This is a genomic window from Campylobacter sp. CFSAN093229 (assembly GCF_011068225.1).
GTDB classification, from domain to species: domain Bacteria; phylum Campylobacterota; class Campylobacteria; order Campylobacterales; family Campylobacteraceae; genus Campylobacter_D; species Campylobacter_D jejuni.
Window position 1 is genome coordinate 32,270 of sequence record NZ_JAAMXB010000010.1, and the last position, 13,964, is coordinate 46,233.

Consider the following 13,964-nt stretch of genomic DNA (forward strand, 5'->3'; position numbering starts at 1 on the left):
ATTTTATCAGCTTTCAACCTCATTACTATAATCAGCCATAGCGATACGCTTAAGCTGTCTATAGCGACGTTGAGCGTCTTTTTTATTGCGTTCAAAAAGCTCAGCAGCATGTTCAGGATTTGCTTTTTTAAGTGAATTATAACGCACTTCATTCATCAAAAATTGCTCATATAAATCCCAATCAGGCTCTTTTCCTGTTAAAGTTAAAGGATTTTTTCCTTGTTCTTCTAAACGAGGATCAAAGGTATAAAGTGGCCAATAACCACACTTTGTAGCAAGCTCACCTTGCTCTCCTGAGTAACCCAGCCCACCTTTAATACCATGAGCTATACAAGGAGAATAACAAATCACCAAAGATGGTCCATCATAAGCTTCAGCTGCAGTGATAGCTTTGATAAGATGAGTATAATTTGCCGTTGAATTTACTTGTGCTACAAAAATATAACCATAAGTCATAGCAATTTGACCCAAGTCTTTTTTCTGTATAGGTTTGCCTGCTGCTGCAAACTGTGCTACAGCTCCTGTTCTAGAAGATTTTGAACTTTGACCGCCTGTATTAGAATAAACTTCTGTATCAAGCACTAAAATATTTACATTTTCTCCACTTGCTAAAACATGATCAAGTCCGCCATAGCCTATATCATAAGCCCAACCATCACCACCAAAAATCCAGTGAGATTTTTTACTTAAATACTGTTTAAGCTCTAATATATCTTGCACCGCTTTAATATTTTTATTTTGCTCTAAAATAGGGATCATTTTATCTTTAATTTCCACAGACATAGCACCATTGTCTTTATTTGCAATCCAATCTTTAAAAAGAGCTGATAAAGCATTTGGAACTTCTTGCATACTTTCATTCATGATATATTCAATGCGGTGTCTTGTATTTTCAGTTGCAATTTTCATACCCAAACCAAACTCAGCATTGTCTTCAAAAAGTGAATTTCCCCAAGCAGGGCCGTGTCCATTTTTCACACTTTTTCTATAAGGAGTTGATGGAGCTGAACCCCCATAAATCGAACTACATCCTGTCGCATTAGCTACAATCATTCTTTCGCCAAACAATCTTGTAATTAAAGTAATATAAGGAGTTTCCCCACATCCAGGACATGCCCCATGGAATTCAAATAAAGGTTGGGCAAATTGCGCTCCTTTTGTGGTTTCTTTATTTAAAATATCATCTTTATAAGTAATTTCTTTAAATAAATAATCCGCATTCTCTTGCTCACCAAAATCCATCTCTTCTTGAAGTGGTACCATAACCAAAGATTTTTCTTTAGTAGGACACTCATGAACACAAAGCTCACAGCCCGTACAATCAAGCGGAGAAACTTGAATTTTAAAGCTTAATTTTTCTCCTTTGGTCCCTTTAGCTTCTAAAGCATGATCTTTTACACCACGAGGTGCATTTGCCATTTCTTCATCATTAATCAAAAATGGCCTGATAACAGCATGTGGACAAACTGAAGCACATTGATTACATTGGATACAATTTGCTTCTATCCATCTTGGTACCATAACCCCAACACCGCGTTTTTCGTATTCGGTTGTGCCGTGTTCAAAACTTCCATCTTCATAACCTAAAAAGGCTGAAACAGGTAAATCATCACCCTTGGCTGCGTTCATAGGTTTTACGATTTTTTCAACAAATTCAGTGCCTTTATAGGCATTGGTTTGTTCTTTTTCTTTAAGCTCTAAATTTTTCCAATTTGGATCCACTTCAACTTTTACAAGTCCATCAGCACCCACATCAATAGCTTTGTAATTCATTTCTACAATAGCATCGCCTTTTTTGCTATAAGATTTATACGCAAGCTCTTTCATGTATTTTTGTGCGTCTTCATAAGGAATGATTTTTGCAAGTTTAAAAAAGGCTGATTGCATAATGGTATTTGTACGATTTCCCAAACCTATATCACGAGCTAATTTGGTCGCATTGATGATATAAAAATTTACTTCTTTTTCAGCTAAAGTTTTCTTTACTGCATCTGGAAGTTGTCTTATGGTTTCTTCAGCATTCCAAATACTATTTAAAAGGAAAGTTCCACCTTTACGAATTCCTGCTAAAACATCATAAATTTCCAAATAAGCCGTTACTGAACAAGCGATAAAATGCGGAGTTGAAACAAGATAAGTTGAACGGATAGGTTTTTTAGAAAATCTTAAATGGCTTCTTGTATAACCCCCTGATTTTTTAGAATCATAAGCAAAATAAGCTTGAGCGTAAAAATCCGTTTTATCCCCGATAATTTTAATCGAGTTTTTATTTGCACCCACAGTTCCATCAGCACCAAGTCCGTAAAATAAACATTCGATCGTACTTTCATCTCCAAGTGAAATTTTCTCTCCAGTACTCAGTGAAGTATGAGTTACATCATCAACTATACCTACAGTAAAGCCATCTTTTGGATTATCAAGTTTAAGATTTTCAAATACTGCTATCATTTGAGCAGGATCAACATCCTTTGAAGAAAGTCCGTATCTTCCACCCACTATAACAGGAGCATTTTCTCTTCCATAGAAAGCTGATTTTACATCAAGATAAAGTGGCTCCCCAAGACTTCCTGGTTCTTTAGTTCTATCTAAAACTGCGATTTTTTTCACTGATTTTGGCATAACATCAAAGAAATATTTTAAACTAAATGGGCGATAAAGATAAACTTTTAAAATCCCTACCTTTTCACCCTTGGCATTAAGATAGTCCACTACCTCTTCAAGTGCTTGAGTTACAGAACCCATAGCAACAATCACACGCTCTGGTTCTTTGTGTCCATAATAAGTAAATGGTTTATATTCTCTACCTGTGATTTTTGAAATTTCTTGCATATATTCATTAACAACATCAGGCAAAGCATCATAAAAACGATTGCTTACTTCTCTAGTTTGAAAATAAATATCATCATTTTGTGCCGTTCCGCGTGTTTTTGGATTTTCTGGATTTAAAGCATTATTTCTAAATTCAAGCAAAGCTTCTCTATCCAATAATCTATCAAAATGCGCATAATCCATCACTTCAACTTTTTGAATTTCATGACTTGTTCTAAAACCATCAAAAAAATGTAAAAATGGCACTCTTCCCTTAATTGCAGCTAAATGTGCTACACCAGCTAAGTCCATGGTTTCTTGCACAGAATGCGAACAAAGCATAGCAAAACCAATTTGTCTTGCCGCATAAATATCTTGATGATCACCAAAGATAGACAAAGCTTGAGCAGCCAAAGAACGCGCTGCTACGTGGATTACACAGGGGAGTAATTGACCTGCTATTTTATACATATTTGGAATTTTAAGGAGTAATCCTTGAGAAGCTGTATAAGTTGTAGTCAAAGCCCCAGCCTGTAAAGATCCATGCACACTACCTGCAGCTCCTGCTTCACTTTGCATTTCTACGATTTTTACAGGAACTCCAAAAAGATTTTTTTTACCTGCAGCTGCCCACATATCGGTATAATCAGCCATAGGAGAACTAGGTGTAATAGGATAAATTCCAGCAACTTCAGTAAAAGCATACGCAGCGTATGCAGCAGCCTCATTTCCGTCCATAGTTTTCATAATTTTACCCATTGAGACCTTCCTTTATATTGATAATTTTTATAATTTTTTAGCTATCAATTTACTATAAATTCTCTTAAAAGGCGTTTAACGAAAACTTGAAATTAGTTTAATCTAGCTATATAATTAACAGCCTCATATGCATTTAAAAATACCATAGAATAGGCTTTTAATTCATTTTCATTGCCATAGCCACAAGCTAAGGCCAAAGGAGTGATATTAGCAGAAATTGCAGCTTGAATATCTAGTATTGTATCGCCTATCATATAGGCATTTTCTTTAGTTTTATTGAGTCTTTTTAAGGCTAAAATTATAGGTTCGGAACTTGGCTTTGGATTTGTGATATCTTCAAGAGTAATTAAAGTTTTAAAGAATTTTTTAACTCCCAAATAATCAAGCAGAATCGGAGTAAATTTACCTCCTTTTGTTGTAACTATACCAAGATCTGCAATTTCGCTTCCAAGTTCTAATGCTTCTTTTGCTTTAGGCAAAAGAGTGGTTTGTTCTAAATAAATTTGTGCATAAATTTCACGATAAGCTAATACAAATTCTTTACTTAAATTTACTTTATCTGGATAAAGCATTCTAAACATTTGCTCTAAAGGATGACCTATGAGATTTTTGATTTCTTCATTATTTTTAGAAGTTAATCCAAGGGCTTTAAAAGCTCCTTGGAAAGAATTTAAAATAGCATCAGTAGAATCAATTAAAGTGCCATCTAAATCAAATAAAATAGTTTTATTCATTATCTTAAAATAAATTTAGCATCCACTCTTCTATTATCCGCTCTACCTTCTTTAGTGTCATTGCTTGAGCGAGGATTATCTTGACCATAACCTACTGTTTTGATGCGACTTTTTTCTACACCATATTTTTCAAGTTCATTAGCAACACTTTTAGCACGTCTTTCAGAAAGCTTTTGATTATAAGCTCTTGAACCGATATTATCTGTATGTCCTTCAAGAATAGTATCATATCTTTCATTTTCATCTAAAACTTTTGCAATTTCTTTGATTTTTTCTTGAAAAGTTGGATTTATAGTAGTTTTATCAAAACCAAAATGACCTTCCAAAGAAATAGTTTTTTCGCAACCATTTTCATCTAACAAAGCACCTTCTCTTGGTTCAACAGGACATTTTGCTTGTGGAGCTGGACGAGTATCAGCAACTTCTTCTACGGCTTTTTCCTTTTTGCCACCAAAACCAAAACTAATACCTAAAGTTGAAACCCAATTATGGTTTGCATGATTAAAATTAATTTGATCTCTAGTTTCAAGTCTTAAAGCCAAAGAATCACTAAGACGGAATTTTACACCCGCGCCATAATGTCCAAATCCACCGCTTTTATTATCATAAGCAGCATTTGAAAAATCTTCATATCCTCCACCTGCTAAACCATAGAAATAAAATTTCTCACCCACATCAATACCTTTAATAGCACTCAAATAAGTTCTTGTAATATCTGTGGTTTTATTTGTATTTGTATATTTAACATCAGAATAATGCTCTAACCCAAATTCTAATTGATCAAGCCAAAAATCGTCAAAATGATAACCAAGTCTAATCCCTGGTGCATAACGATTATCCATATCTAAATTACCTTCAAAGTAATTATAGTTTAAAGTTGGAGTGATTTCAAATTTTACATTGTTATCAGCACCGAATAAAACACTTGCCAAACCTAAACATAAGAATATTTTTTTCATAGAAAAAACCTTTCATTGTGTTATAAAATAAAAATTTAAATTTTGCAATTATATCATAAATGACAGAAAAAAGGATGAGTTTTATAAAAAATTGTAGAAAGGTGGGAAAATCCCACCAAAAAATATTAACGTTTAGAGAATTGTGGGCTTCTTCTTGCTTTGCGGCGTCCATATTTTTTACGCTCAACAGTTCTACTATCTCTAGTAAGAAGTCCTTTAGGTTTTAATAAGGCTCTAAAATCAGCATCCATAGCTGCTAAAGCTCTTGAAATTCCATGTCTTAAAGCTTCAGCTTGAGCACTATAGCCCCCGCCTAAAGTGGTTGCTTTAATATCCATTGAAGTTTCTTGTTTAGTCACAAGTAAAGGTTGAACCACTTTAAGCTTAATCGCCTCGTGTCCACCAAGCCAAGTGTTTAAATCAACACCATTAACACTAATTTTACCACTACCTGGTTTTACCCATACCTTTGCGATAGCAGTTTTTCTCTTACCTGTTGCGTATGTTGTTGCCATGATTATTTTCCTTCTTTAGCAATTTGCGCAGTGTGTGGGTGCTCACTACCCGCATAGATTTTTAATTTTTTAAGCATAGCTCTGCCCAAATTTGTTTTAGGAAGCATACCTCTAACTGCTAATTTATATAATTTTGCAGGATTTTTTTCAAGTAAATCACCAAATTTTTCGCTTTTTACACTTCCAAAATATCCTGAATGTCTATGATAAAGCTTATCTTCTGCTTTATTAGCACCTGTAAATACAGCTTTTGAAGCATTGATGATAATTACATAATCACCACAATCAACATTTGGAGTAAAGCAAGGCTTGTTTTTACCTCTCAAAATTGTTGCTACTTCAGTTAAAAGACGACCAAAGCGTTTGCCTTCTGCGTCTAAAACAATCCATTCTCGTTTTACTTCGTTTGGCTTTGTTATCTTTGTCATAATTTTTACCTTTGCCAAAAATTTAAAATGTGATTGTATAAAAAATAATATTAATTTTTACTTAATTTAAGTAAAAATAAAGTTTATATTTCCAAAATTTGAATTTCATTTTCCAAGCAATAAACTATAAAAGCACATACTTTATCTTTTTTCAAAATTTCACTAATGGCGATCTTATAAGTTCTTACCTGCTCTTTATGTTTATCTTGCATAGCAAGACCTGTTTTATAATCAATTATGAAAGCTTCTTCATCTTTTAAGGCAAGTAAGTCTAATTGTTTAATTTCTCCATTAAAACTCAAAGCTTGTTCTTTTAAAAGCTTTCCATTACCAATCAAATTTTGAAATTGAGTATTTTTAAGTAAAATTTCAATTCTTTTAAAAAGCTTTTCAAAATCACTCTCATCCAAAAAATGTCTAAATTTGCTCTTGCATCTTTGAGTAAGCATGTGAAAATTTTCACCCTTAGGGAGTTTTAAATTTTGCATAAAAAAGTGAAAAGCATTTCCAAAATATAATTCTTTACTATCAAGTCTTTCTTCGCTTTGAACTTCTTGTAGGCTAATTTTTTCAAATTTTTGTAAAGCTTGAATACTTTCTTTTTTAACGCTTAAAATTTGTTCTTTGCTTTCTAAAAAACCTCTCTCTTGAGAATGTATATTTAAAAATCCCCCCTTAAAATAACTTGGATAATTTCCATTTACACTTTCTTCATTTCTTTTTATGATGATCAAACTTTCCTTAGCTCTTGTAAAAGCCACATAAAGTTTATTAATATCATCTTCATAATTTGCTCTTGTAATATTTTCTTTAAAAAGAGTATAAATAGGCTCTTTAGTAAGCTCTCGAATTTTATCTTTAATATGGAGTTGCCAACCTTGATTGATATCATATTCAAGCATGATATCTTCATTGTTTGAATTGTTTTTAGATAAACTATCAAGCAAAATCACATGATCAAATTCCAAACCCTTAGATTTATGCACACTCATAATACTAATACCCATATTTTGTTCGCTTACTATTTTCAAAGTACAAGGCTCAAATAAAAGCTTTAAAAAATTTTCCTTAGTTTTAGCATATTCGATGAATTGCATTAAAGCGATATCATTTAAATCAAGTTTTAATTCTTTTATTAAAAAAAGTACATTTTCCATAGCATTTTTTGAAAAATCAAGGGCGATTTTTCTGGGCTCAAAACCTAAAAGTTCTTTTAAAAATACCAAGTAAAACTCATCGCCAAAAATACAATATTTAGCATATTCTAAAACAAGTCTTACGCTTGCTTTATTTTCAAGCAAAACATTACTTTGAGTAAATGCGGGAATTTTTTGCTCTCTTAAAAAATCCAAAACCATATCTGCATCGCTATTTTTCCAACACAAAATACAAATATCATCATAAGAAATATTTTTAGATCTTAAAAAATTAATTTGCTCAAATAAAGTTTCTAAAGTCTTTTCCTTGATTTCTTGGGCTTGGTTTTTAACCTTTTGTTCTTTAGATTCCACAATACGCACAAAACCGCCTTTTTTACTTTCTAAGGCAAATTGCTCTTTATAATCTTTGATTTTTTCTTTAAAAGTTTCATTAACAAAATCAACCAAAAGCTCTTTAGAACGATAATTAGTATTTAAACTATCACTTTTAATTTGATCAAATTCTTGTTTTAACAAATCAAATAATTCTTTTTTTCCTTTACGAAAGCGATAAATACTTTGTTTTTTATCTCCTACATAAAAAAAAGTGCGATTTTTCTTAACCCCTTCTCCTGAAACAAGCTCAGCGATCAAAGGGCGTAAAATTTGATATTGGATCACGCTTGTATCTTGAAATTCATCAATAAGCAAATGCGAAATAAAACCATCTAAACGAAAATAAATCATATCCTTAAATTCACTGGTTATTAACTCATAAACTTTTTTACTCACATCTTGGAAATTTAAGGTATTTTTATCTTTATGAAATATATTTTTAGCTTCACTATAATGATTTAAAAGATTCATTAAATTAGCAATTTTATAATTTTCAAGCTCTATGGCATAGGTATTTAAAGCATTTATAAGCTCCATTCTTTTTGCACTAAAATGCAAGTTAGTACTTTCTAAATCTTGTAAATATTTTGTACTTTCAAATTTTGTCATAAAACTTGATTGCATAAACACGGATAAATCTAAAACTTCGCTTTTAAAATTGTCACACAAATTTTTATAATTTTTTACATGAGTAAGACCCAAACAATAACTTCTTAATTCACTATAAGCTTTATTGATATAAGCTTTAGATGGATTTAGAATTTTAGGACGATTTTGAAAATAAGCATTCTCATAAAATTTTTCAAGCTCGTTAAAAAAATTTTCTTTCTCATCAACTAAATTAATATAATAAGCCAAATCTTTTAATTCATCTTTTTTAAGAAGTTTTAAAAAAATCTCTCTTACATCAAGTCTCTCTTCACTCATTGTAAAATCACTACTTAAGCCCAAATTTAAAGCAAAAAAACGCAAAATTTTTCCGAAAAGAGCATCAAAAGTACTGATTTTTAACTCTGTTCTTAAAAATTCTTCTTTTTTAGCATCTCTTAAAGAAATAAGCTCTTCTTTATCTTTACCTAAAAGCTTGCAAAGTTCATTGCATTCACTGGTTTTATTTTCTTTTTCTAAATTTAAAAAAGTCTCAATAATTCTTTTTTGCATTTCATTAGCAGCTTTTTTAGTAAAAGTCAAAGCTAAAATTTCATTAATCCTAGCTCCTTTTAAAATAAGTGCTACAAAACGCACGCTCAAAGCAAAGGTTTTTCCACTTCCCGCACTCGCTTCTAATGCCAAAAAAGGCTCAAATTGACTCATTTTAATTCCTTTTTATAAATGAGTTTATAAGGACAGTACTCATCTTGTTCATTTTCAAACTCTATTTCTTCCTTGCTCATAAGAACTAAGTCTTTAAGTCTTTCTTTCAGCTCATCTAAACTTTTAGCTTTTTGGTGCAATATTTGCATACTATTTAAATCATAAAAACCCACGCTTGCATTTTCATCATATAAAGCTTGGTAAAAAGCAAGTTGATAAGAATTGCTTGGTACTTTTCCACTTTTATAATCAATGATCAAATTACCTTCTTTTGAACTATCGATACGATCTATAGTGCCCTTAAGTTTTATACTATCTACTCCAAGCTTTAAAATATTGTTTAACTCAAGCTCTGTATGTGCGACATAAAAGCCTTTTGAAAAATGCTCTTTTTCATTTTTAGCAAATTGTATAAATTTTAATTTAAATACTTCAAGATCAAGTTCACTGATATTGTATTTTTGATATTCTTTATTCAATAAATTTGCAAAAACTTTTATATCAAAATCATTATTTACATAATTTTTATAATAAATTTCAAGCATTTTATGGATGAAATTTCCTTGATTTTTCGCTTTACTTTCCTCGCTTAAAACCCTAGGTTCTGCTAAATTTAAAATATAACGATAATAATAAGTTCTTTTTTGATTTTCCAATAAATTAAAACGACTAAAAGAAAGCGGGAACTCGAAAGGATTATGCTTTAAAATAGGAGCTTTTATAGGAGTTAGATTAGGTTTTATGCCTTCATAGTCTAATTTTAAAGCATTAAGATAAGCTTTTTGATGGATATGGGTTTCATAAAAAAAGTCAAAATCAAGCTCATCTAAAAAACGTGATTTGCTTTTTTCTTCATTTTCCACAAAGCAAATACTTACTTCTAAAGCATTCTTCATCAAGCTTTCATAATAAAATCTTTGTAAATTTTCTCTTCTATCATAGCTAATCAATCCTGCTTTTTTACGCACTTCATTGTTTAAAAAAAGCTCATTAACACTTCTTTTAGGAATAAATTCTTCATTAAAATCAACCAAAATCACCCCATCAAAACAAAGCCCACGACTTTCTAAAAGTCCCATTACCGTAACCTTACCTCCACCTACATCACTAAGGGAAAGTTGCGAAATTTGCATGAAAAAAAGATGGATCAACTCTTTAAGAGTTAAAGACTGATTTTTCAATAAATCTTTAATAAAATAAAGTTCTTTTCGTATCAAATAAATAAGCTCTTGTTTTTCATTTTCTAAAAATAAAGCAAGTAATTTTTCAAAATATTCAAAATCACATTTCTCATCAAAATACTTTTTAAACTCTATAAAATCAAGCTTTAAAGAATGTAAAAGCGTATTATGATAATCAAAAATCATCTGCGTGTCTTCAAAATAATCCTCTTGATTTTTATAAACAAAAGAAGCACTACTAGCACTTTCATAAAGTGCTTGAAATTTTTGATAAAACAAACTTTCTTTAATACTAATCCCACTTGCAAAATTAAGCATATTGTCTTTATCAAAAAGTCTTAAAAACTCACAAAAACTTTCATCTGGAGTTATAACTACAATATTTTCAGGCTTTAAACCTTTGCGTACAAAATGTGAAATTTCATCCATAACAAAGGCGCATTGCAAAGCCCTTAATTCAAAAGATTTGAGTTTAATTTTTGAATTTTTTGTTTTAAAAATTTCTTCTTTTAAAATCTCTTGTTTTGAAAGATTGATTTCATAATGAGTGTTTATTTTTAAATCAAATGTTTTTAAAAAATCAAGTTTTAAAAGATATTCAAGATTAAATTTACTTGTTTTAAAACTTAAAACCACTTCTTTAATCTGAGAAATTTCACTTAATAAATTTTCTTCAAATTTACTCAAAAAACCTTGCAAATCATAAACTATAGCTTCATACTCATCTAAAAAATCTTTATTAAGAGTGTAATTTTTAGGCAAAGAAAGATCATCATAAAAAGAATTCTTTTCAAGCAAAGCAAGATAATTCTTATATATCTCATCTAAAATTTCCAAATGTTCATTATAGGTGGCATAATAATCATTATTTTTAAGATCTTCTATGCTTTTTTTTTCTAAACTAAGTTCTTTGAAAAAAGAAAAAAGATATTCGTTATTTTTCAAAAAAGCAAAAAATTCTACCGAAATTCCTAGTTTTTTTTCTAAATCCTTGCTTTTTAGACAAGCTTCTTGCATTAAAAGTAAGCTTTCATAAGAACTTGCCTTATGAAAATTGCTCAAACAAACTTTATCTAAAAATTCACCTATATGAATAGCACTATCTAATAAAGCATTTTGCTGTTTTTTTTGATTATAATACTCTCTAATTTGTCTTGAAGAACTAAAAATTCTTAATTTCATTGAGCATTTAATTCGTAGCTAAAAAAACCCACTGTTTCTTGATTTGCATAAAACTTTAGCTTAAGCTCCCATCTACCTTTATCTAATTTAGGTAAAGCGATACTTAAAATTCCATTTTCAACTTGTCCTTCTAACTTTTGATCAAAATTTTTAGTGAATGGTCTTGTAAGAAGAGCTTGAACTTTTAAATCATCAGAATTTATATTTTGTAATGCAGAAATTTTAAAATTTGCAACATAAGAATTTTGATCCACTTCATAACTAGGAATTTTTCTTTTACCTATAAAAGTGATTTTATCATTTTGAAAATTTACTTTAAAAAATTTATCAAAATTTACTTGTTGTTTTTGTATTTGATTGTAATTATTTTCAACATTTTGATAAGAGTCAAAATAAAAATCATCCTCATACACAGGATGGTGACTTGCTATAAAAATCGTTACAATACAAGCAATAATTATAGCCAAAAGTGAAAGCAAAATACCATAAGGCCAAAAACTTTTTTTAGTTTCTAACATTTTTTTTCCTCTTTATTCTTCTTTGTGCATAGTATAACAATGCAAAGCAAATAAATCCATAGATAAGTATTCTTAAGATATTGATAGTATCACGATTTGCATTGCCTATAGAATGTTCTAATTGTAATCCCAAGGATTTTGCCACACGATCTACAATATCTGCATAACCATTAAGTATAGCAGCATTATAAATATCACCTTTATTTGTAGCTAATATCGGCAAAATAGATCCTGTTCCAGGATAAGGACTAAGCACAGCTTCTTTATCAATCAAAGCTAAAGCACCTTTTGAGCCCACTATATCAACTTTGTGAGAATTTTTCGACAAAAGAAGCAATATATAAGATTGAGGAAGTTCTTTTTGTTTATTTAATAAAGTTTCAATTTCAGTTTTATCACCAACCATAACACCGATAAAAATATTACTTTTTTGGTAAAGCTCTTTTCCTATAAGATTAATCTCATTACTTACTTTTTGACTTAAAATATTTTCATTAAAAAGTACAGCATCAAGAGCAAAAACCCTAGAAGGCAATAAAACAAAGAAGAAGATGGCTAAAAAAAAGCCATCTTGTAATATTTTTTTCATCCTATATGAAGATGATTTACGGTCAAAACCGACCAAGCGGTGATTGCAGCAGCAACAACTAAACCAATAACAATTAAATATTCCAAAGCCTTACTCATTGTGCTTCCTTTATACTTCTATGATCTTGTTCTTTTGAACCAAACATCTTTACACTTTGTACATCTTTAAGACTATATGGCTTTTGCATCACTTCTTGCTGAGCTTTAAGACCCCAAATAGTTAAAACTACTAAGATAGCAAGTAACAAAACCGTAGCAATTAACATACCTGTAACACCTGAAAGAGAAAACACGCATCTATTATTATTTTCCATCATTCACCCCTTGAAAGAGAAATTACATACTCGCCAACAGCTTCTTTTTGAATATCATTAAGTGTTGGAAAACTCGGCATTGTTCCTATAAAACCAGCCTTACCACTATGTAAAACATCTACTACAAAAGCTGCAGAACCGTATTTTGTAAGATCTGGAAACATTCCATCTTGACCTTTTCCATCTTCTCCATGGCATGCTGCACAAGTTGCATAAGCTTCTTTACCTTTTGCTACTAAATTTTCATTTGCAGTTTTCTTAATAGCTGAAAGATCTTTTGCTACATAAGCAGCAATAGCAGGGATATCTTCTTCTGCCACACCTAAATCAGCAGCACCAAGCATTTCTCCACCTGGAAAATTCATACCTTTTGAACCATGTTTAATTACATTGATTATACCTTCTTCGCTACCCCAAATATTTAAATTTTGAGCTTTACCATTGATACCATCGCCTGTAATTCCATGACAAGCTGAACACTGAACTAAAAAGATATTTTGACCCATCGCTATTTTATCTTCAGGAGATAAATTTTTAAATTTTTCTTCGAATTTTGTATTATGAGTTGCTACTTCTTCATTGTATTGACCTATACTTGAAAAAGAATTTAAAGGATATCCCCATAGAAAATACCAAATAGCCCAAACAATAGTCAGGAAAAATACCACAGCCCAACCAGTAGGAACAGCATTTTTATACTCTCCTATTCCATCCCAACTATGTTCACTAAGCTCTGACTCGCCTTTTTTTTCTTTCATTTGCTTAAACATTCTACCCACAATAACTAGTGTGATTAAAATGATAAGAATAGCTCCAATTAAAGATAAGAGATTAACATTATCTTCTAAATTTAACCATTGCATTAAGCACTCCTTTTACTTTCTAATACACTATCATCAATATCATCTTCTAAGGCAAGATTTGCATAATTTTCATAATTTCTCTCGCCCTTTTTTTCTGTTCTATATAAATGATACCAATACGCATATAATACTATTGACAAAAACATCACGAGTACAAAAAAACCATAACCTTGGAAAATCTCCCACTCATGTTTTTGAACTGTTGCTAAATCAAATGTGATTAAATTTTTAATCACATCAAAAACTATTGATAAATGTTCCATCAT

13 protein-coding genes are annotated in these 13,964 nt (G+C 30.7%); all 13 read right to left on the reverse strand.

Annotation, left to right across the window (positions count from 1 at the left end):
- Window positions 1-6 precede the first annotated feature (6 nt).
- The 13 genes from nifJ to FBE93_RS06235 all read right to left on the reverse strand — a co-directional run bounded on the left by nifJ (window position 7) and on the right by FBE93_RS06235 (window position 13,961).
- Window positions 7-3,567, reverse strand: coding sequence for a pyruvate:ferredoxin (flavodoxin) oxidoreductase (gene nifJ / locus FBE93_RS06175; RefSeq protein WP_002932311.1), 3,561 nt, complete (start codon window positions 3,565-3,567; stop codon window positions 7-9).
- Window positions 3,568-3,659: 92 nt separating this feature from the next.
- Window positions 3,660-4,301 carry an HAD family hydrolase gene (locus tag FBE93_RS06180; RefSeq protein WP_002932313.1) on the reverse strand — a complete coding sequence of 214 codons (642 nt, stop codon included), beginning with the start codon at window positions 4,299-4,301 and terminating at the stop codon, window positions 3,660-3,662.
- A complete protein-coding gene (cadF, locus tag FBE93_RS06185) occupies window positions 4,301-5,260 on the reverse strand; it encodes a fibronectin-binding outer membrane protein CadF (RefSeq protein ID WP_002932315.1) in 960 nt (319 codons plus the stop codon). Before cadF ends, FBE93_RS06180 begins: the two co-directional genes overlap by 1 nt.
- Before the next feature lie 125 nt (window positions 5,261-5,385).
- On the reverse strand, window positions 5,386-5,775 hold the full coding sequence (gene rpsI, locus FBE93_RS06190) for a 30S ribosomal protein S9 (RefSeq protein WP_002851459.1): 390 nt from the start codon (window positions 5,773-5,775) through the stop codon (window positions 5,386-5,388).
- 2 nt (window positions 5,776-5,777) lie between these two features.
- Window positions 5,778-6,203 (reverse strand): 50S ribosomal protein L13, encoded by a 426-nt coding sequence (rplM, locus tag FBE93_RS06195; protein ID WP_002779321.1) that lies wholly within the window; start codon window positions 6,201-6,203, stop codon window positions 5,778-5,780.
- 83 nt (window positions 6,204-6,286) lie between these two features.
- On the reverse strand, window positions 6,287-9,052 hold the full coding sequence (locus FBE93_RS06200; protein WP_165434275.1) for a RecB-like helicase: 2,766 nt from the start codon (window positions 9,050-9,052) through the stop codon (window positions 6,287-6,289).
- Entirely contained in the window at window positions 9,049-11,415 is a 2,367-nt protein-coding gene (locus FBE93_RS06205) for a PD-(D/E)XK nuclease family protein (protein ID WP_165434276.1), read from the reverse strand. Before FBE93_RS06205 ends, FBE93_RS06200 begins: the two co-directional genes overlap by 4 nt.
- Window positions 11,412-11,933, reverse strand: a complete 522-nt coding sequence (locus FBE93_RS06210; RefSeq protein WP_165434277.1) for a FixH family protein — start codon at window positions 11,931-11,933, stop codon at window positions 11,412-11,414. The genes FBE93_RS06205 and FBE93_RS06210 overlap by 4 nt, the downstream gene beginning before the upstream one ends.
- A complete protein-coding gene (locus tag FBE93_RS06215) occupies window positions 11,920-12,522 on the reverse strand; it encodes a hypothetical protein (RefSeq protein ID WP_002851454.1) in 603 nt (200 codons plus the stop codon). Before FBE93_RS06215 ends, FBE93_RS06210 begins: the two co-directional genes overlap by 14 nt.
- The gene (locus FBE93_RS06220) at window positions 12,519-12,620 is read right to left on the reverse strand and encodes a hypothetical protein (RefSeq protein ID WP_002858872.1); all 102 of its coding nucleotides are present in this window, start codon (window positions 12,618-12,620) and stop codon (window positions 12,519-12,521) included. Before FBE93_RS06220 ends, FBE93_RS06215 begins: the two co-directional genes overlap by 4 nt.
- Window positions 12,617-12,838, reverse strand: a complete 222-nt coding sequence (locus FBE93_RS06225; protein ID WP_072224426.1) for a DUF4006 family protein — start codon at window positions 12,836-12,838, stop codon at window positions 12,617-12,619. The genes FBE93_RS06220 and FBE93_RS06225 overlap by 4 nt, the downstream gene beginning before the upstream one ends.
- Window positions 12,835-13,698: a cbb3-type cytochrome c oxidase N-terminal domain-containing protein gene (locus FBE93_RS06230; protein WP_002851306.1), complete on the reverse strand. Its 864-nt coding sequence runs from the start codon at window positions 13,696-13,698 to the stop codon at window positions 12,835-12,837. The genes FBE93_RS06225 and FBE93_RS06230 overlap by 4 nt, the downstream gene beginning before the upstream one ends.
- Entirely contained in the window at window positions 13,698-13,961 is a 264-nt protein-coding gene (locus tag FBE93_RS06235; protein WP_002869792.1) for a cytochrome c oxidase, cbb3-type, CcoQ subunit, read from the reverse strand. The genes FBE93_RS06230 and FBE93_RS06235 overlap by 1 nt, the downstream gene beginning before the upstream one ends.
- Window positions 13,962-13,964 lie beyond the last annotated feature (3 nt).